The organism is Pseudomonas sp. MF6747, assembly GCF_963890955.1.
Classification (GTDB): domain Bacteria; phylum Pseudomonadota; class Gammaproteobacteria; order Pseudomonadales; family Pseudomonadaceae; genus Aquipseudomonas.
This window is the reverse complement of sequence record NZ_CAWPSZ010000002.1, coordinates 277,531-297,540: the sequence shown is the minus strand read 5'-3', so window position 1 is coordinate 297,540 and position 20,010 is coordinate 277,531. Positions and strand designations below refer to the sequence as shown.

At 61.5% G+C, this 20,010-nt stretch carries 15 protein-coding genes and 1 pseudogene; 2 read left to right on the top strand and 14 right to left on the bottom strand.

What is annotated here, in order from left to right:
• Together AACW30_RS03655 and AACW30_RS03650 are read left to right on the top strand one after the other, a co-directional pair.
• Positions 1-117, top strand: a 117-nt coding sequence (locus AACW30_RS03655) for a 16S rRNA (uracil(1498)-N(3))-methyltransferase (protein ID WP_200624295.1), incomplete at its 5' end; no start/stop codon positions are given.
• 349 nt (positions 118-466) lie between these two features.
• Positions 467-2,383, top strand: coding sequence for a methyl-accepting chemotaxis protein (locus AACW30_RS03650; RefSeq protein WP_200624294.1), 1,917 nt, complete (start codon positions 467-469; stop codon positions 2,381-2,383).
• 195 nt (positions 2,384-2,578) lie between these two features.
• Here the strand turns inward: AACW30_RS03650 and AACW30_RS03645 are convergent, their stop codons facing one another.
• The 14 genes and pseudogenes from AACW30_RS03645 to hutH all read right to left on the bottom strand — a co-directional run bounded on the left by AACW30_RS03645 (position 2,579) and on the right by hutH (position 19,970).
• A complete protein-coding gene (locus tag AACW30_RS03645; RefSeq protein WP_106577504.1) occupies positions 2,579-3,313 on the bottom strand; it encodes an amino acid ABC transporter ATP-binding protein in 735 nt (244 codons plus the stop codon).
• Positions 3,306-4,265: an amino acid ABC transporter permease gene (locus AACW30_RS03640; RefSeq protein ID WP_106577503.1), complete on the bottom strand. Its 960-nt coding sequence runs from the start codon at positions 4,263-4,265 to the stop codon at positions 3,306-3,308. The genes AACW30_RS03645 and AACW30_RS03640 overlap by 8 nt, the downstream gene beginning before the upstream one ends.
• A gap of 123 nt (positions 4,266-4,388) precedes the next feature.
• Complete coding sequence (locus tag AACW30_RS03635; RefSeq protein WP_106577502.1) at positions 4,389-5,186, bottom strand: transporter substrate-binding domain-containing protein; 798 nt, start codon at positions 5,184-5,186, stop codon at positions 4,389-4,391.
• 220 nt (positions 5,187-5,406) lie between these two features.
• A complete protein-coding gene (locus AACW30_RS03630) occupies positions 5,407-6,207 on the bottom strand; it encodes a transporter substrate-binding domain-containing protein (RefSeq protein ID WP_124416222.1) in 801 nt (266 codons plus the stop codon).
• Between the two features lie 149 nt (positions 6,208-6,356).
• Positions 6,357-8,965, bottom strand: a pseudogene (mdoH, locus tag AACW30_RS03625) (glucans biosynthesis glucosyltransferase MdoH).
• The gene (locus AACW30_RS03620) at positions 8,958-10,742 is read right to left on the bottom strand and encodes a glucan biosynthesis protein G (protein ID WP_106577762.1); all 1,785 of its coding nucleotides are present in this window, start codon (positions 10,740-10,742) and stop codon (positions 8,958-8,960) included. The pseudogene mdoH and the gene AACW30_RS03620 overlap by 8 nt, the downstream one beginning before the upstream one ends.
• A 267-nt stretch (positions 10,743-11,009) precedes the next feature.
• Positions 11,010-11,447 (bottom strand): D-aminoacyl-tRNA deacylase, encoded by a 438-nt coding sequence (dtd, locus tag AACW30_RS03615; protein WP_078740275.1) that lies wholly within the window; start codon positions 11,445-11,447, stop codon positions 11,010-11,012.
• Complete coding sequence (gene pip, locus AACW30_RS03610) at positions 11,444-12,415, bottom strand: prolyl aminopeptidase (protein WP_200624292.1); 972 nt, start codon at positions 12,413-12,415, stop codon at positions 11,444-11,446. The genes dtd and pip overlap by 4 nt, the downstream gene beginning before the upstream one ends.
• 104 nt (positions 12,416-12,519) lie before the next feature.
• The gene (locus tag AACW30_RS03605) at positions 12,520-13,461 is read right to left on the bottom strand and encodes an alpha/beta hydrolase (RefSeq protein ID WP_200624291.1); all 942 of its coding nucleotides are present in this window, start codon (positions 13,459-13,461) and stop codon (positions 12,520-12,522) included.
• A gap of 154 nt (positions 13,462-13,615) precedes the next feature.
• Positions 13,616-14,563 (bottom strand): choline ABC transporter substrate-binding protein, encoded by a 948-nt coding sequence (locus tag AACW30_RS03600; RefSeq protein WP_200624290.1) that lies wholly within the window; start codon positions 14,561-14,563, stop codon positions 13,616-13,618.
• 243 nt (positions 14,564-14,806) lie between these two features.
• On the bottom strand, positions 14,807-15,607 hold the full coding sequence (gene hutG, locus AACW30_RS03595) for an N-formylglutamate deformylase (RefSeq protein WP_200624289.1): 801 nt from the start codon (positions 15,605-15,607) through the stop codon (positions 14,807-14,809).
• Between the two features lie 12 nt (positions 15,608-15,619).
• A complete protein-coding gene (gene hutI, locus AACW30_RS03590; RefSeq protein ID WP_200624288.1) occupies positions 15,620-16,825 on the bottom strand; it encodes an imidazolonepropionase in 1,206 nt (401 codons plus the stop codon).
• Between the two features lie 15 nt (positions 16,826-16,840).
• Positions 16,841-18,250 (bottom strand): amino acid permease, encoded by a 1,410-nt coding sequence (locus tag AACW30_RS03585; protein WP_200624287.1) that lies wholly within the window; start codon positions 18,248-18,250, stop codon positions 16,841-16,843.
• Positions 18,251-18,431: 181 nt separating this feature from the next.
• Positions 18,432-19,970: a histidine ammonia-lyase gene (hutH, locus tag AACW30_RS03580; protein ID WP_106577493.1), complete on the bottom strand. Its 1,539-nt coding sequence runs from the start codon at positions 19,968-19,970 to the stop codon at positions 18,432-18,434.
• Between the last annotated feature and the right edge of the window lie 40 nt (positions 19,971-20,010).

Sequence of the window (20,010 nt, the reverse complement as noted above, 5' to 3'; positions counted from 1 at the left end):
TGGATACCCTACGAAGTGGACCTGCTGACCAAAGCCGGCCTGCAACCCGTGCAGCTTGGTGCGCGAATCCTGCGCGTAGAAACCGCCGTCACCGCCCTGCTCGCCCGCCTGTTCTAAACCTCACCGCCCGCCAACAACACTGCCATCGGTAGCAGCGCGCCTGTTGTGGCGAGCGGGCTTGCCCCGCGTTGGGGCGCGAAGCGATCCCAAAACGGTCAGCTCGTTATGCCTGACAGACGCGGCGTTGCTCTGACTGGGGCTGCTGCGCAGCCCAACGCGGGGCAAGCCCGCTCGCCACAACAAGCCAGCTCGCCACAACAAGCCCGCGGGCCACGGCCAGCCCGCCCAGCACACCAAGCCTGCCCGCCTCAAGACGCGCCACATGATCCATCGCGCCTACAGAATAATCCCGCCCAGCCGATAGCCTCTGAATAAGTCCAAGCCTTGTTCAAAGGGAGTTCGCAGCATGTATCGTTGGTTAGCCGAAAAACTGGGGAATGTGAGCGTCAACCGCAAGCTGAGCATTGGCTTTGGCTTGGTGTTAGTCCTGACGTTGTTGACCACCTTCACCGGCTGGACCGGCCTGGGCGATGTGATCAGTCGCGGTGACAAACTGGGCTTTATCTCCAGCCTCAACGGCCTGACCAAAGACCTGCGTCTGGCGCGCCTGGACTTTGAAATGCGTCGCGGCGAACAAGGCACGGACGCGGTCAACGGCCTGCTCACCCAGCTGGACAACGGCCTTAAAACTGCACAAACCCTGATCGAGCAACCCGACGACAAGGCCCTGGTGGAGCAACAGCAGGAGGCCTTGAACCAATACCAAAAAGCCTTCGCCACCATGGTCCAGGCCGGTCTGAAGCGCGAAGGCGCGCGCAGCAAGCTCGGCGACACCGCCGACAACGCCGTGGCCAAGACCAACGAGGTCGAGAAGGCACTGCTGCAAGGTGACAGCGTCACCCAGTTCAACAGCGTGGTCGACTTGAGCAAGCTGATCCAGCAATCACGCTTCCAGGTGCGCGGCTACACCTACAGCGCCAAGGCGGAAGCCGAGCAGCCGGCCCTGGATGCCATCGACAACGCCCTCAAGAAAATCACCGACCTGCAAGGCCAATTGCCTGCCCAGTATCAGGCCAACCTGCAAGAAGCCGGCGTGTCGCTGCAAGCCTATCGCGCCGCCGTCAGCCAGTACCGCGATTCCCAGGTCGCCAGCGCTGCGGCCCTGAAAATCATGACCGAGCAAGGCGATATCCTGCTGGGCCACAGCGAAAAACTCACCCTCTCGCAAACCGCAGTACGCGATGCCGACGCGGCGCAAGCCAAGCAGCTGTTGCTGCTGGCCACCGTCCTGGCGCTGATCTTCGGCATGGTCGCCGCCTGGGCCATCACGCGCCAAATCGTCATTCCGCTGAACCAGACCCTCAACGTCGCTGAGCAAGTCGCCTCTGGCGACCTGAGCCACAACCTCAACTCTGCGCGCCAGGATGAGTTGGGGCAGCTGCAACGCGCCATGCAAAGCATGACCGTCGGCCTGCGCGAGTTGATCGGCGGCATCAGCGATGGCGTCACTCAGATCGCCAGCGCCGCCGAGCAACTGTCGGCCGTCACCGAGCAGACCAGCGCGGGGGTCAATAGCCAGAAGGTCGAGACCGACCAGGTAGCCACTGCCATGAATGAGATGGCAGCCACCGTGCAGGAAGTAGCGCGTAACGCCGAAGAAGCCTCTGAAGCCGCCGTGGCCGCTGACCAGCAGGCCCGCGAAGGTGACAAAGTCGTGGGTGAGGCCATCGCCCAGATCGAGCGCCTGGCCACTGAGGTGGGCAACTCCACCGAAGCCATGGGCCATCTGAAGCGCGAGAGCGACAAGATCGGCAGCGTGCTCGACGTGATCAAGTCGGTGGCCCAGCAAACCAACCTGCTCGCGCTTAACGCCGCGATCGAGGCCGCGCGTGCCGGTGAAGCCGGACGTGGCTTTGCCGTGGTCGCCGATGAGGTGCGCAGCCTGGCCCAGCGTACGCAGAAGTCCACTGAAGAGATCGAAGAGCTGATCGTCGGCCTGCAAAGCGGCACCCAGCAGGTGGCGACCATCATGGACAACAGCCGTGGCCTCACCGACAGCAGTGTCGAGCTGACCCGTCGGGCCGGCAACGCGCTGGGCAATATCACACGCACGGTCTCGACCATCCAGGCGATGAACTCGCAGATCGCCACCGCCGCCGAGCAGCAGAGTGCCGTGGCCGAAGAGATCAACCGCAGCGTGCTGAATGTACGCGATGTGTCTGAACAGACCTCTTCGGCCAGTGAGGAAACCGCCGCCTCCAGTGCCGAACTGGCGCGCCTGGGGATTTACCTGCAAACCCTGGTTGGCCGCTTCCGCATCTGAGCCGCCTTGCACGGCGGCCGACCCGGGCCGCCGAATCCCTTGAGCGTTTCAGCGCGTTGGCGCTGAACCGCTTGCAGACGCCGCACAATGCAATGCCGGAGGCAATCAATCGCAGAGTGATGAGGGTGCGGTGCGTGTCGCCACGCACTGTGGCGGCCGGTGCTCAGTTGACCCCGTCGGGCCCGGCCGTGAGGTTTACAGGACCTGGCGCAGGAAGGCCTGGGCCCGCGGGTCTTTCGGCGCGTCAAAGAACGCGGCAGGGGACGCGTCTTCCAGCAATTTGCCATGATCGAAAAACAGCACACGGTCGGCCACTTCGCGGGCAAAACCCATTTCGTGGGTGACGCAGACCATGGTCATGCCTTCCAGGGCGAGGGTCTTCATCACGTCCAGCACTTCACCGACCATTTCCGGGTCCAGCGCCGAAGTGGGCTCGTCAAACAGCATGACCTTGGGTTCCATTGCCAACGCGCGGGCGATGGCCACACGCTGTTGCTGTCCACCAGACAAACGTGACGGAAACTCGTTGGCCTTTTGCGCAATACCGACCTTTTCGAGCAGCGCCAGGGCCTTGGCCTCGCGCTCTTGTTTGCCGCGCTTGCGCACGACTTTTTGCGCCAGGCACAGGTTTTCCAGCACGGTCATGTGCGGGAACAAGTTGAAATGCTGGAACACCATGCCAACTTCGCGGCGGTAGGCGTTCACGTCGGTTTTCGGGTCAGCCAGTTGCAAGCCGTCGATGCTGACGGAGCCCGAGTCGAATGCTTCCAAACCATTCAGGCAACGCAGGAAGGTGGATTTGCCGGAACCCGACGGGCCGATCACCACCAGCACTTCGCCCTTGGCGACGTGAGTGGTGACGTGGTCCACCGCGCGCACCACGTGACCACGGGTGTCGAAGACTTTTACCAGATCGCGGACTTCAATCACTTTGCGCGAGCCTCCGCTCAAGCCGGCTGGCCATTTTTGACAGCGGCAGGTTGATCAGCAGGTACAGGCCTGCCACACAGAACAGGATTTCAAACGGCGAGAACGAGGTGGTGATCACTTCGCGACCACTTTTGAGCAGCTCGGTAATCGCGATTACCGACACCAGCGACGTGTCCTTGACCAGGCTGATAAATTGCCCGGCCAAAGGCGGCAGCACGCGTTTGAACGCTTGCGGCAGTACCACATGGCGCATCGACTGGCTGGCACTGAGGCCCAGCGAACGCGCGGCTTCATTCTGGCCACGGGTGATCGACTGCACACCGGCGCGCACGATTTCCGCCACATAAGCGCCAGTGAACAGCGACAGTGCCGCGATCCCGGCAAACTCCCGCGACAGATTGAGCACCGTGCCGATGAAGAAATAGAAAATAAAGATCTGCACCAACAGCGGCGTCCCGCGCACCAGCTCGACGTAGATAGTCGACAGGTCGCGCAAGGTCGGGTTATTGGACAGACGGCACAGGCCGGTTGCCAAGCCGATCGCCAGGCCGAGAATGCCGGACACCACCGAGAGCCACAATGTGGTCCACAAGCCCCACATCAACGGCCCCAGCGCCCAATGCCGGGTCACGCCCACCACGTCGCCTTCGGCGACATCATCGCCACGCGACACTTGCAGGCTGTTGTCGGCCACGGTGAGCTTTTGCTCGGTGCCGGCGTCGTTGCGCAGGGTCACTTCAGCGACGTCGCCTTTGTGCACCAGTTCCACCACGGTGGAAATGTCGGCGGCACGCTGGGACGTTTCGGCCTGATAGGCGAAGTACTGCGGCACGCGGTTCCAGCGCCACTCGTAAGACATCAGCGAAGTGGCGTAGTACAACGCGCCAGCCAGGCCAACCAGCACGACCACGGTCAACAGGTGCCAGGGCCATTGGGCTTTTTTCTGTTTCATTTCACTTTCCGAAGATGTATCGCCTGGCATGCCGTCATCGCGGGCAAGCCCGCTCCCACAAGGGAACACATTTCAACTGTGGGAGCTGGCTTGCCTGCGATGAAGTCGACTGGGTGTCAGCCCTTATTCCATGTCCTTGAGCCACTCGGCGCTCTTGAACCACTTATCATGGATGCGATCGTAGGTGCCGTCGTTGCGGATCTGGTGCAGGAAGTTATTGATGTAGTTGAGGCTGTCGTAATCGCCTTTTTTCAGGCCGAACGCCAACGGCTCGAACGTGAAGGGTTCTTCCAGGAACACCAGTTTGCCGTTGCCGACCTTTTTCTCGGCAACCACGTTGTACGGCGCGTCATACACAAAGGCATCTGCCTTGCCGTTGACCACGTCGAGCACGCCTTCCTGCTCGTTGTCGTAGCCGTGGTACTTGGCTTTGGAGATCAGCTTTTTGGCGACCATTTCACCGGTGGTGCCCAGCTTGGAGGTCAGGCGGTATTTCTCATCGTTGAGGTCTTTGTAGGTCTTGATGGTGCCTTCCAGGTCCTTGCGAATCAGCAGCGTCTGGCCGACCACGATGAAAGGTTCGCTGAAATTGAGTCGCAGGTTGCGCTCTTGAGTCAGGGTCATGCCGCTGCCGATCATGTCGAACTTGCCGGTCAGAAAGGCCGGGATGATGCCGTCGTAACCGGTCGACACCAGCTCCAGTTTGACGCCCATCGATTTAGCCATTGCCTTGAGGATGTCGACTTCAAAGCCGATGATTTCACCGCGCTTGTCTGTCATTTCGAACGGCATGTAGGTCGGGTCCATGCCGACTTTCAGCGTGCCGCGCTTGACCGCATCATCGATGGCGCCAGCGTGAGCCGCAGTGGCCGCGACCAGCGCGGTGACGCCGAGCATCAGCATCGAAAGATACTTTTTCATCATCAAGTCCCCTGAACGGTTCTTATAAAGTCGGCGCGCAAAAGGGCTGCACCAATTCGGGGTGCGATCCTACCCCACTCGCTGCCCGTCACAAAGGTTTCGCGGGTAAATGTTCCCTGCGTATGTCGGAAAAGCCCCACAACGGTGCGGCGACGCGCAGGGTTAGACAGGTTCAGCAGGCAAGCGCGACAACGTCTTGATAGATAAGTGGTTAGAACGATTAATCGATCTCGGCCATCCAGGCGGTGTCCTTGAACCACTTGTCGTGCAGGCGATCGTAAGTCCCGTCCTGGGCCACCTGGCTGAGGAAGTGGTTGATCCAATTGAGGCTGTCGTAATCACCCTTTTTCAACCCGAACGCCAGAGGCTCAAAGGTAAACGGCTGTTCAAGTGCCAACAGTGTGCGGTTTTCCGGCCGGGCCATTGCGATCAGGTTGTAGGGCGCGTCATGAATGAAGGCATCGGCCTTACCCTCCACCACCTGCCGCACGCCCTCTTGCGCGGTGGCGAAACTGCTCAATCGGGCCGCCCCGAGCAAACGTCGCGCCGCTGCCTCTCCGGTCGTACCTGCCGTGGCGGCGATCCGGTAACCCGCCTCATCCAGGTCTTCGATACTGGAAATTTTGCCGGCCAGGCTCGGATGCAGCAGCGCGGTTTGGCCAACCACGATGAAGGAGTCGCTGAAATTCAGCTTCAGATTGCGCTCTTGCGTGACCGTCATGCCGCTGCCGATCAGATCGAACTTCTTCGCCATCAGCCCCGGTACCAGGTCGGCATAGGGCATCGTGACCAATTCAAGTTGGACGCCCAGGGCATGGCTCATGGCCTGGAGCAAATCGATCTCGAAGCCGACGATGCGCCCCTGCTTGTCCTTCATCTCGAAGGGCACATAGGCGGGCGTGGTACCGACTTTGAGCACGCCACGGCGCACGGCGTCATCCAGGGCGCCGGCACTCAATAGGCCCGCGTACACCCATGCGACAGCGCCTGCCAGCCACGCCCAACAATAGCTCTTGCTCATGATTCCCCCTGTGACCTCGTCAATTCGAGGGGGCGATGCTAACCCAGCCACAGGTACGGCAATACGTCGCGAACAAAGGACTTTTGTTTCGAAATAACAAGGCGTTAGTGCTTAGAGGAAGAAGCGCGAAACGTTGTAGGACCAGCGCTTCAAACGCCCCCGAGGTGGGCCCTCGGGGGCGTATGAATCAGGCCGGTTGAGCCTGGGACGACAGCGGTTGCAGCGGCAGCAAAGGCGCGTGCGGGTCCGCCTTGATCGAAGCACGCCAGGCGCCCAACCACTCGGCGTGGCCTTCGCTCCACACTTGCTGGTGCAGACGAGCCAGGGCGACCGGATCGCTGAGCAGCGCCACGCGTTCGCCGTTGTTGAGGCCGGCAGGGCCGACTTTCAATGCGTGGCGGACACGCTCCTGACGCAGATGCTCGATCGGCTCCGCTTCACGGTGACGCGAGGTCGCCAGGGCGCAGGCCAGCGCATTCTGCTGCGGGTCGACGACCGAACGCACAAACCCGTCATTCAGCGCGTGCCAACGGTTTTCGTGGGTGTACTTCTCGGTCGACAGCAGGGCTTGCGGCGGATTGTATTCCTCAGGGATCAGGAACAGGCTCTCGTCGCGAGACTTGAGGCCCAGTTTCACGCGGCTGGAAATCACCGACACCGGAATCGACAGCATCAGCGAGCCGACAATCGGGATCAGCCACCACAGGAAGCTCGGGTTCAGCCACACCACCAACAACGCCCAGAGGAAGCCGAGCAATGTTTGCGGGCCGTGACGCTTGACCGCCTCGCTCCACGGCGTGGAGTCGTCGTCACGCTGTGGCGAGTTCCAGGTCGCAGCCCAGCCGAGGAACGCGGCGAGCACGAAACGGGTGTGGAAGATCATCCGCACCGGCGCCAGCAGCATCGAGAACAGCATCTCCAGCAGCATCGACAAGGTCACCTTGAACTTGCCACCGAACTCTTTCGCGCCCTTGGCCCAGATCAGGATGATGCTCAGCAGTTTGGGCAGGAACAACAGCACGATGGTGGTGGAGAACAGCGCCACCGCCTTGTCCGGATGCCATTGCGGCCACAGCGGGTACAACTGGCGTGGTGCCATGAAGTACTGCGGCTCCATCAGGGTGTTCACCGCCAGCAACGCCGTCGACAGCACCAGGAAGAAGAACCACAACGGCGCCGACAGGTACGACATCACGCCAGTGAGGAACACCGCGCGGTGCACCGGGTGCATGCCTTTTACCAGGAACAGGCGGAAGTTCATCAGGTTACCGTGGCACCAGCGACGGTCACGCTTGAGTTCGTCCAGCAGGTTCGGCGGCAGTTCTTCGTAGCTGCCCGGCAAGTCGTAGGCAATCCACACGCCCCAGCCGGCACGGCGCATCAGCGCTGCTTCAACGAAGTCGTGAGAGAGGATCGCACCGGCAAACGCGCCTTTACCCGGCAACGGCGCCAGGGCGCAGTGCTCGATAAACGGCTTCATGCGGATGATCGCGTTGTGGCCCCAGTAGTGGGATTCACCCAACTGCCAGAAGTGCAGGCCGGCGGTAAACAGCGGGCCGTACACACGGGTGGCGAACTGCTGCATGCGCGCATACAGGGTGTCCATGCCCGACGCACGCGGCGCGGTCTGGATAATCCCGGCATCCGGCGTGGCTTCCATCAGGCGCACCAGGCTGGTCAGGCATTCGCCGCTCATCACGCTGTCGGCGTCGAGGACCACCATGTACTTGTAGTCACCGCCCCAGCGACGGCAGAAGTCGTCGAGGTTGCCGCTTTTGCGTTTGACGCGACGGCGACGGCGGCGATAGAAGATCTTGCCGAAACCCCCGGCTTCGCGGCACACGTCAAGCCAGGCTTGCTGTTCGGCGATGCAGATATCGGCTTCGTTACTGTCGCTGAGGACGAAGAAATCGAAACGGTCCAGGTCGCCTGTGGCGGCCACCGACTCGAAAGTGGCGCGCAGACCGGCAAATACCCGGGGCACGTCTTCGTTGCAGATGGGCATCACCAGCGCGGTACGCGCATCCTTCGGGATCGGCTCGTCACCGGCACTTTTACCGGAAATCCGGTATTTATCGTGACCGGTCAGCAGTTCCAGAAAGCCCATCAGCGCGGTCCAGAAACCGGCCGAGACCCAGCAGAACAAGATCCCGAACATGATCAGGATGCTGGTTTGCAGGGCGTAAGGCAGGACTTGGGTCGCGGTTTGCAGCAAGGTCTGGTTGCGCACTTCGTCGAAGTCGACCAGTGACCAGCCCTGGTACGGCATGATGCCTTTCATGTACCAGCCGGCAACGATGGTCTGACCGAGCATCAAAATCAGCAGGATGTAACGGCGGATCGAACCGACGGTACGCCAGCGCGCGGCCGGCAGTACACGCTCGTCTTTGGGCGGCTTCGGCGGGTTGGTGCGACCGGTCATCCGGCGCCAACCGCGCACCAGAATGTTGGTGCGCCAAGGCTCAGGCACTACTTTGGTCCGACGAATCGGCGGCGTAGCCTTCAGGCAAACCCGGCCACTGGCGTCGAGCGCAAGCATTTCTGCGTCTTGCAGTTCTTCGGCGGTGTTGAGGGTCAGCCGACGGCCGACCGACGCTTGGGCAGCGTCGGCTGGTGCGTCGAAGGTCGCAGACGAAAGCCGCTCATGCAGCTCGCTGAAGGACGTGCAGCCCGCCAGTTCGGCGCGCTGCTCGGCGGTCATCGGGAGGTGCGCCAGGTACTCGGACAGAGTCTCGGGCGTGGCTTGAGAATTACTCATCGGCAGGCAACTGATAGCTCCAGGTTTCGGTCAGGACGTGTTCTGTCTTGGCCGGCTCCGGATTAGAGAGTGGCGTGGCCGGGGCAGCTTCTGGCTGCTTGGCTTCCTTGTCTTTGGCTTCTTTCGCGTCTTTTGCTTCTTTTGCTTCTTTAGCTTCTTTCTTGGCCTGTTTCTCGTGTTGCTTGGCCAGCAGCTTGTCGGCCTTGATCACTTGGGTCGACGCTTTCTCAGGCTCCGGCTGCGGGATGTCCTGGACCAGGGCTGCACGCATTTCAGTCGGTTTGCCTGCGTCCTTGATCTTCATCCGCAGGGTCAAGCGCCAGCCTTTGGTGTGTTCGTTGTAACGCACGCTGTTTTCAACGATTTCGGCATTGTCGCCGACACTCACCTGGCTGCGCACCGCGGCGTCTGCCGGCAGGGCTTTGAGGGACGGGCCCTCGAAGTCAACCAGGTAGGCCACGCTGCCGTCCGGCTGACGGATCAGGTTGGACTGCTTCACGTCACCGGTGGAGCGCAAGGTTTGCTTGACCCAGGCGCTGTCGGCCGGGTGCAGGGCTTTCTCGTCCATGGTCCAGTGCAAGCGGTAGCTGATGTCCAGCGGCTCGCCGACTTTTGGCAGCTCGGCCGGGCTCCAGAACGCAACGATGTTGTCGTTGGTTTCATCGGCGGTCGGAATCTCTACCAAATCGACGGAACCCTTGCCCCAGTCGCCTTCAGGCTCGATCCAGGCGCTTGGGCGCTTGTCGTAGTTGTCGTCCAGGTCTTCGTAGTGGCTGAAGTCGCGGCCGCGTTGCAACAGGCCGAAACCACGCGGGTTTTCGATGGTGAAGTTGCTGACCGACAGATGTTTAGGGTTGTTCAGAGGGCGCCAGATCCACTCACCGTTGCCGGCATGGATCGACAGACCGCTGGAATCGTGCAGTTCACGACGGTAGTTGAGCACCTTCGACGGCTGGTTCGCACCAAACAGGAACATGCTGGTCAGCGGGGCAACGCCCAGTTTGCTGACCTTGTCGCGCAGGAACATCTGGGACTTGACGTCGACAACGGTGTCGGTGCCAGGGCGCAGGGTCAGGCGATAGGCGCCGGTGGCGCGTGGGGAGTCCAGCAAGGCGAAAATCACCAACTGCTTTTCACCCGGTTTTGGACGCTCGATCCAGAATTCGGTGAAACGCGGAAACTCTTCACCGGACGGCAATGCAGTGTCGATCGCCATGCCACGGGCCGACAGGCCATACGACTGGCCTTTGCCGACGACGCGGAAGTAGCTGGCGCCGAGCATGGTCATGATTTCGTCTTGCTTGTCAGGCGTGTTGATCGGGTACAGCACACGGAAACCGGCATAACCCAGCTGTTCAGTGGACTTGGGATCGTATTTCACGTCGCCGAAATCGAAACGCGTCGGGTCGTATTTGATTTCCTGAACGGTGTCGGCGGTGACTTCGTTGATTTTCACCGGCGTGTCGAAGTGCATGCCCTGGTGATAGAAGGACAGCTTGAACGGTGTGTTTTGATCGGCCCACTCGGCTTTTTCGTTACGGAAACGAATCTTCTGATAGTCGGCGAATTTCATTTCGCGAAATTCGTTCGGCAGATTGCTGCGCGGAGCTTCGTATTTCTGCCCGGCCAGCTCTTTTGCCTTGGCCGACACATCATCCAGACTGAATGCCCACAGTTGACCCGCGCCGAACAGGCAAAACAGGGCGGAGCCCGTCACCAGTGCGTTTCGTAACCGTTTGGCAGACAATTTTGGTGCATTACAGGGACTAACAATCACGAGCAACCCTCGCCGAAAACAGATCAAAAAACCAACGGCCAGCTATCTATATGCCAGGTTGGCGAGCATTGTTCCGACTCCCTTGGGTCAAAATGATTCCCCATTGGTTTGTCGGACAAGTCTCTACCTAAGTCAAAAATGGACCAAACAATGCTGATCCCCGTAGCGCGCGATTATCTAGTAGCCCGCGAAACAACGCATCAGGGACAACGAAGTATTTGTAGCGAAACCCTGCGTTTTTAGGCATTAACGTCGTTTTTAATACATTCATGTCTGTAAGAGGAAGGTCACAGGGCCATCATTGACCAAATGCACCTGCATATCCGCCCCAAAACGCCCTGACGCCACCTTGCCATGCAATTGTTGCGCTTGTAACAGCAAGTGATCAAAAAGCGCTGCTCCCAGCGCCGGAGGGGCCGCGGTGGAGAAGCTCGGCCGCAGGCCGCTTTTGGTATCCGCCGCCAGGGTGAACTGCGACACCAGCAGCAAACCACCGCCAATGTCCTTCAAGGACAGGTTCATCTTGCCCTCGTCATCACTGAATACCCGGTAGTTAAGCAGCTTGTGCAACAGTTTGTCGGCGCTCTCTGGGGTATCTGAAGGCTCAACGGCGACAAGCACCAGCAAACCCTGGTCAATTGCGCCTACGACCTCGCCCGCCACCTCGACGCGGGCGCCACGCACCCGTTGCAACAGGCCCTTCATGCTTCTTCTGGCGGCAGATCAAGCAGGCGCCGTGCCATTTCGCCGGTTGCACGCACCAATGCATCGGTGATGCCGGGCTCGGAAGCGGCATGCCCGGCCTCGCGGATCACCTGCAGCTCACTGTTGGGCCACGCCTGATGCAGCTCCCAGGCATTGTCCAGCGGGCAGATCATATCGTAGCGCCCGTGAATGATTACGCCAGGCAAGTGGGCGATCTTGTGCATGTCGCGAATCAGCTGGTTGGGCTCCAGGAAGGAGTTGTTGGTGAAGTAGTGGCACTCGATACGTGCGATCGACAGCGCGCGCTGCGGCTCGGAAAACCGCTCGACATGCTGCGGGCTCGGGCACAGGCCCAGCATGCGGCCTTCCCAGCCGGACCACGCCTTGGCAGCGTGCATCTGGGCGATCTGATCGTTGCCGGTCAGGCGTTTGTGGTACGCGGCGACCAGGTCGTGACGCTCATCCGCCGGGATCGGTGCCAGGTAGTCTTGCCAGTAATCCGGGAACATGCGGCTCGCGCCTTCCTGGTAAAACCAGTGAATGTCCTGGTCGCGAGCCAGGAAGATTCCGCGCAGGATCAGGCCATGCACGCGCTCGGGATGGGTTTGCGCGTAAGCCAGCGACAGGGTCGAGCCCCAGGAGCCGCCAAACAGCACCCACTTTTCGATGCCCAGGTGTTCGCGAATGCGCTCAAGGTCGGCGACCAGGTCCCAGGTGGTGTTGTTTTCCAGGGTGGCGCGAGGTGTGGAGCGTCCGCAGCCGCGCTGGTCGAAGGTGACAATGCGGTACAGGTTCGGATCAAAGTAGCAGCGGCTCTGGGCGTCGCAGCCGGAGCCTGGGCCACCGTGAATAAAGACGACGGGCAAGCCTTCGGGGGAGCCACTTTCATCGACGTACAGCGTGTGGGTGTCATCGACGGCCAGATCGTGCCGGGCGTAGGGTTTGATCTGCGGGTACCAAGTCTGCATTGCGCGCTCCGTAGGGTGTCGGGTTCATCCCTGAGGGGACGTCTATTATTTTTGCCGTCTGGCATCATAAACCCGAATTGTGCAATGAGCATGTCCTTGAGCACTTAGACCTGTGTCAGCCCTTCGCTCCCCAGGCAGCGCCGCACGTAGCCCAGCAGATAGTCGTAGAGCTGATCCACCTGCGCCACGTGGCCGCGCGCGCGCAAACAGCCGTGGACCAGGCCTTTGCCGGGGTACAACACAACCTCCACAGTCGCCGCCCGCAGGCGTTCGGCATACAGCATGCCGTCATCGCGCAGCGGGTCGAACTGGGCCACGGCGATCAGCGCCTTGGGTAAACCGCTGAAGTCCTTGGCCAGCAATGGCATGGCATAGGCCGAAGGCGTGTCTGCGCCCGGCAAGTAGAGCGCCAGGTAGCAGTCGGTGTCGGCGGTGCTGAGCAAGGGCGCATCCCTGCAGTCGCGGCGCGACGGCAGGTCCGCCGCGCCGCCCAAACCTGGGTAAATCAGCACTTGGGCGCGGGGCAGCGGTTGGCCGTCATCGCGCAAACCCAGGCACAACGCCGCGGCCAGATTGCCGCCCGCGCTGTCGCCCACCACCACCAGGCGCTGCAGGTTGATCACGTGCGGCCCCTGCCCGGCCTGGATGGCCTGCCACACTGCGCGGCAATCCTGGTACGCCGCCGGGAACGGGTGTTCCGGCGCCAGGCGGTAGTCGATGGCGATCACCAGTACTTCAAGCGTGCTGGCCAGTTCGAAGCAAATGAAGTCATGGGAATCCAGCCCGCCGACCACCCAGCCGCCGCCGTGCATATAAAGGAGGCATGGCCAGCCTTCGATTGGCGTGGGCGCCGAAGGGAGATAGCTGCGCACGCCGACTGCACCGAGGGCAAAGTCAGAGACTTGCAGCCCTTCTGGCTTCGGCGGGGTGAATGCCTGGCACATGCGGTCGTAGTTGCGGCGCAAACCTGCGAGCGACGAGTCGTCGCTGCTGAAAGATTCGGTTTTAGTGACGAAGGCCGCAAGCTGCGGAGAAATCGGATACATGCGCAAATATCCCTAATCGCTGTAGATCAAGTGCGGGAGCGGGCTTGCCTGCGACAGCGGTGTGTCAGCCACTTGTGAATGACCTGATACACCGCCATCGCGGGCAAGCCCGCTCCCACATTTGCCCTGTGTTGTTTGAGCTACCGTGCCTGGCTTAGGGTTTGAGGCTGGCCTTGACGGCCGCGACGCCATCGCCGCCATCAAACGCTGCTACCCCAGCCAGCCAGCGCTGCAAATCCTCCGGATGGTCGCGCAACCATTGCTTGGCCACGTCCTGCGGCGATTGGCGCTCCATGATCGGCACCATCAACTGACTTTCCTGCGCGGCGGTGAAGGTCAGGTTTTCCAACAGGCGGTTGGCGTTCGGGCAACGCTCGGTGAAATCCGGCGCCGTCACGGTGGACACCGTGGCCCGGCCTTCGTCAGCCCCAAATACATCCTCGCTGCCGGTGAGGTAAGCCATTTTCATGTTGATGTTCATCGGGTGCGGGGTCCAACCGACAAACACGACAAACTCCTTGCGGTTTACCGCACGCTGCACGGCCGCGAGCATGCCCGCTTCACCGGAGGCAACCAGCTTGAAGCCGCCCAGACCGAAGTGGTTGGTGTCGATCATTTTCTGGATATCGGTATTCGCGCCGCTGCCGGGCTCGATGCCGTAGATCTTGGCACCCAGCTTGTCCTTGAAACGCGCAATGTCGGCAAAGGTTTTCAGCCCGGCATCGGCCACGTATTGCGGCACCGCCAGAGTGGCCTGGGCGTCAGACAAGCTGGGCGTATCGAAGACCTTGACCTGCTTGGCGGCCAGGAATGGCGCGATGTTGTTGTCCATCGCCGGTTTCCAGTAGCCGAGGAAAATATCCAGGCGCTTGTCGCGGATGCCGGCAAAAATGATCTGTTGCACAGCGCTGGTCTGTTTGCTGTCGTAGCCCAGGCCATTGAGCAACACGTCGGCCATGCCGGAGGTGGCGACCACGTCAGTCCAACTGACCACGCCCATGCGCACGGTTTTGCAGGAGGCCGGTTCCGCAGCCATGGCGTGCGCACTGAGCAGTGCGGCGCCGGTGAGGGTCAACAGGCAACGGTTGAACAGTCTTTTCATGAAAAGAGGTCTCACTCGGCAGCGTTATTGTGGGAAGTGGCGTCTGACGCGCCCTATCCACAACATTACCCAGCGGGACTTCGGTGAAAGCGACCTGTGGCGACCGGCAATTGCACTGCGGCGACTGCGAGGCCTCATCGCAGGCAAGCCAGCTCCCACCTTTACACCGCATTCTCATGTTGGAACTCGGCCAAATGTGGGAGCGGGCTTGCTCGCGAAAGCTATTTCAGCAGTACCGAAAGTCTAACGGTAGTGCTTCTGTCCCCAGGCCAACACCCCTTCCAGCAACTGCTTCAACACCACCTGGGTCGGTTCAGCCAAGTCAGGGCGATACCGAAACGGCTCGACCTCTTCCATATACGTGCTCTGGCACAACTCCAGCTGCACCGCGTGGATGTCCTGCGCCGGGTCGCCGTAATGCCGGGTGATGTGCCCACCCTTGAAGCGCCCGTTGAGCACATGGGTGTACTGCGGATGCGCGGCGCAAATCGCCTCCAGCTGGCTGGCCAGCTCAGGATCACAGGCGGCGCCGTTGAAAGTGCCGAGGTTGAAGTCCGGCAGCTTGCCTTCAAACAGGTGCGGGATCACCGAGCGAATCGAGTGCGCATCAAACAGCAGCGCGTAGCCGAACTCGGCCTTGAGCCGCGCCAGTTCCTCTTGCAGGGCGCGGTGGTACGGCCCCCAAATCTTCTGCAGGTAGGTGGCGCGCTCCTCGGCGGAAGGCTCCAGGCCTTTGCGAAATAACGGCACGCCGTCGAACAGTGTCGCCGGGTACAGCCCGGTAGTGGCGCCGACATACAGCGGCTTGTCGTCCGATGGCCGGTTCAGGTCGATCACAAACCGTGAGTACTCTGCCGACAAGGTGCTGGCGCCCAGGTCTTCGGCAAAGTCATACAGCGTGGGAATGTGCCAGTCGGTGTCCGGCAGGCTTTGTGCCTCGGGGATCAATCCGGCTTCCACCGCGGGCGTCAGGCGCAGGCCCGCGTGAGGCATGCTGATCAGCAGCGGCACACGGCCTTGTTTGAAGTTCAGAACCTTATCCACAAAAAGTACTCCTCAAACAGTGACATCGACGCCGTGGCGCACGACGCGTTTATCCAGTTCGCCGCCCAGCCAGTAGGCCAGGTCGGCGGGGCGATCAATCTGCCAGGCGACAAAGTCGGCGACCTTGCCCACTTGCAGCGAACCGTGGGTGTCGCCCATGCCCAGCGCGGTAGCCGCGTGTTGCGTGGCGCCGGCCAAAGCTTCTTCCGGAGTCATGCGGAACAGCGTGCAGGCCATGTTCAGCATCAGGCGCACCGACAGCGCCGGCGAGGTGCCGGGGTTGAGGTCACTGGCGATGGCAATCTTCACGCCGTGCTTGCGCAGCGCATCCATCGGCGGCAGCTGGGTTTCACGCAGGAAGTAGAACGCGCCCGGCAGCAACACGGCGACGGTGCCCGACGCGGCCATGGCGATGGCGTCGTCTTCGGTCATGAATTCCAGATGGTCCGCCGACAGCGCGTGGTAACGCGCGGCCAGGCTTGAGCCATGCAACGAAGAGAGTTGCTCGGCGTGCAGCTTCACCGGCAGGCCAAGTTGCTGGGCGACCTTGAACACACGCTCCACCTGTTCCGGGGAAAACGCCAGGTATTCGCAGAAGGCGTCTACCGCGTCCACCAGCCCTTCGGCTGCCAGGGCCGGCAGCATCTCGTGGCAGATGTGGTCGATGTAATCGTCGGCGCGGCCCTTGTACTCCGGCGGCAACGCATGCGCCGCCAGGCACGTGGCGCGCACGCTGACCGGCAGTGCGTCGCCGAGGCGCCGTGCCACGCGCAACATCTTGCGCTCGTTGACCAGGTCCAGGCCGTAGCCGGATTTGATCTCCACCGTGGTCACGCCGTCACGCAGCAAACTGCGCAGGCGCTTGTGCGCGCTGGCAAACAGTTCATCTTCAGTGGCCGCGCGGGTGGCGCGCACCGTGCTGGCAATACCGCCGCCCTTGGCCGCGATGTCGGCGTAGCTCACGCCTTGAAGGCGCTGCTCGAATTCGCCGCTGCGATTGCCGCCGAACACCGTGTGGGTGTGGCAGTCGATCAGCCCGGGGGTGACCCACGCGCCTTGCAGGTCATGCACCTGGGTGTAATCCGCCGTCGGCGCCTGGCTGCGGGGGCCGATCCACTCGATGAGCGAATTGGCGGTGACCATGGCGGCATCCTCGATGATCGAGTACTTGCCGTCTGCCATGGTTGCGACGTGGCAGTGTTGCCAAAGCGTTTTCATCAACGCCTCCCTAAGTTAACGATGAGACAAAGCCGGGTCGTAATGAACCGTGGCCGCTTGCCCGGCAGCCGGTTTGACCCACAGCAGGTAAGCGACGACGAGCAGCACGATCCACACGGCGCCGACCAGCAAAGCGGCCTGGGTGTCCGGGAAGTAACCCAGTACGCCAAACACGAACAGCATGAACACGATGGCCGCTGCGGGCGCATAGGGCCAGAACGGCACCGGGAATTTCAGCTCGGCGACCTGCTCCCTGGTCATCGAGCGGCGCATCGCGACCTGAGTGAACAGAATCATCAGCCACACCCACACCGTGGCGAAGGTGGCAATCGAGGCGATCACCAGGAACACGTTTTCCGGGATCAGGTAATTGAGCACGACGCCGCCGAGCAACGCCGCGCCCATCACCAACACGGTCATCCACGGCACGCCCTGTTTGGACAGCTGGGCAAAGCCCTTGGGCGCCTGCCCCTGCTGGGCCAGGCCGTACATCATGCGGCCGGCGCCAAAGATGTCGCTGTTGATGGCCGAGACGGCCGCCGAGATCACCACGATATTAAGGATGGTCGCCGCCGAGCCGATGCCGAGGTTGCTGAAGATCTGCACGAACGGGCTGCCCTGGCTGCCGATCTGCGGCCACGGGTAGATCGCCATCAACACAAACAGCGTCAGCACGTAGAACAGCAGGATGCGCAACGGCACCGCGTTGATCGCCTTGGGGATCACGCGTTGCGGGTCCTTGGCTTCACCGGCGGTGATGCCGATGATTTCGATGCCGCCGAACGCAAACATCACCACCGCGAACGAGGCAATCAGGCCGCCAACGCCGTTGGGCATGAAGCCGCCATGGGCCCACAGGTTGCTGATGCCGCTGGCCTGGGTGTCGCCGGCCGAATGGATGCCAAACAGCATGATGCCCAAGCCACCGAGGATCATCGCCACAATGGCGCCGACCTTGAGCAGCGACAGCCAGAACTCCATCTCGCCAAACACTTTGACGTTGCACAGGTTCAGGCCGCCGATCAAAAACACAATGCCGAGCACCCACACCCAGCGCGCGACCTCGGGAAACCAGAAGCCCATGTAGATGCCGAACGCGGTGACGTCGGCGAGGCAGACAATGATCATTTCAAACGCATAGGTCCAGCCGAGGATAAACCCGGCCATTGGGCCCAGGTAGGTGCTGGCGTACTGGCCGAAGGAGCCTGCAACCGGATTGTGCACAGCCATCTCGCCGAGTGCGCGCATCACCATGAATACGGCGGCGCCGCCGATCAGGTAAGCGAGCAGCACGGCGGGGCCGGCCATCTGTATGGCGGAGGCAGAGCCATAGAACAGCCCGGTGCCGATCGCGGAACCGAGTGCCATGAAGCGAATATGTCGGGCGTTCAGCCCGCGTTTCAAACCCTTTTCTTGCTGGTGCATTTCTCTTCCCTAGTTATTGTTATCCCGAGAAAATTCAAAGCTATCGCAACTTAGATGTGGGAGCTGTCGAGCTTTAGCGAGGCTGCGAAAGCGGTGTGTCAGGCAACAAAAATGTTGCCTGTACCGACGCCTTCGCAGCCTCGCTGGGGCTCGACAACTCCCACATTGGACAGCGGCGAGCTTAGAGGCTCGGCAGCAACTTGGCCGGCACCAGCTCGTTCAGGCAGCGGCTGGCGAGCAGTTCGCTGGCGGCATTGATGTCCGGGGCGAAGAAGCGGTCCTTGTCGTAGAAGCCGACTTTGGCGCGCAGGATGCCACGGGCTTGCTCCAGCTTCGGCGAGGTTTTCAGGCCGTCGCGCAGGTCCAGGCCCTGGCACGCGGCCAGCCATTCCACTGCCAGGATGCCACGGGTGTTCTCAGCCATTTCCCACAGGCGTTTGCCCGCAGCCGGGGCCATGGACACGTGGTCTTCCTGGTTCGCCGAGGTCGGCAGGCTATCCACGCTGTGCGGATGGGACAGCGCCTTGTTCTCGCTGGCGAGGGCAGCAGCAGTCACCTGGGCGATCATGAAGCCGGAGTTGACCCCGCCATTGCCCACCAAAAACGGCGGCAATTGCGACATGTGTTTGTCCATCATCAACGAGATACGGCGCTCGCTCAGGGAGCCGATTTCGGCGATGGCCAACGCCATGTTGTCAGCCGCCATGGCCACCGGTTCGGCGTGGAAGTTGCCACCGGAAATCACGTCGCCTTCGGCGGCAAACACCAGCGGGTTATCCGACACGGCGTTGGCTTCCACCACCAGCACGTCGGCGGCCTGGCGGAACTGGGTCAGGCAGGCGCCCATGACTTGTGGCTGGCAGCGCAGGGAGTACGGGTCTTGCACCTTGTCGCAGTTCTGGTGCGACTGGGAGACCTGGCTGCTTTCGCCGAGCAGGTCGCGATAGGCCGCAGCCGAATCGATCTGCCCACGCTGGCCACGCGCGGCGTGAATACGCGCGTCGAACGGCGAGCGCGAGCCGAGCACGGCTTCCACGGTCAGGCCGCCGCACGCCAGTGCAGCGGCGAACAAGTCTTCACCCTCGAACAGGCCGCGCAGCGCATAGGCGGTGGACACCTGAGTGCCGTTGAGCAGGGCCAGGCCTTCTTTGGCGGCAAGGGTCAACGGCGTCAGGCCGGCGACTTTCAGTGCCTCGGTGGCTTCCAGCCATTCGCCTTTGTAGCGCGCCTTGCCTTCGCCCAGCAGCACCAGCGACATGTGCGCCAACGGCGCCAGATCGCCCGAAGCGCCGACCGAACCTTTGAGTGGGATGTGCGGGTACACCTCGGCGTTGATCAGTGCGATCAGTGCGTCGATCACCTGGCGGCGAATCCCGGAGAACCCACGGCTCAGGCTGTTGACCTTGAGCACCATGACCAGCCGCACCAGCGCGTCGCTGATCGGCTCACCAACGCCGGCGGCGTGGGACAGCACCAGCGAACGCTGGAGGTTTTCCAGGTCTTCGCTTGCGATGCGGGTCGAGGCCAGCAGGCCGAAACCAGTGTTGATGCCATAGGCGGTGCGATTCTCGGCGAGAATCTGCTCCACGCAGGCAACACTGGCTTCGATCTGCGCCGTGGCGCTGTCATCCAGACTGAGGGTTACCGGCTGCTGGTAGATGGCCCGCAGTTGGGCAAGGCTCAGTTGGCCTGGAATCAGATTTAGCGCAGTCACATTCATGCTCCTTTGAATTGTTCTTCTGAATATTTGTGAATAAGTA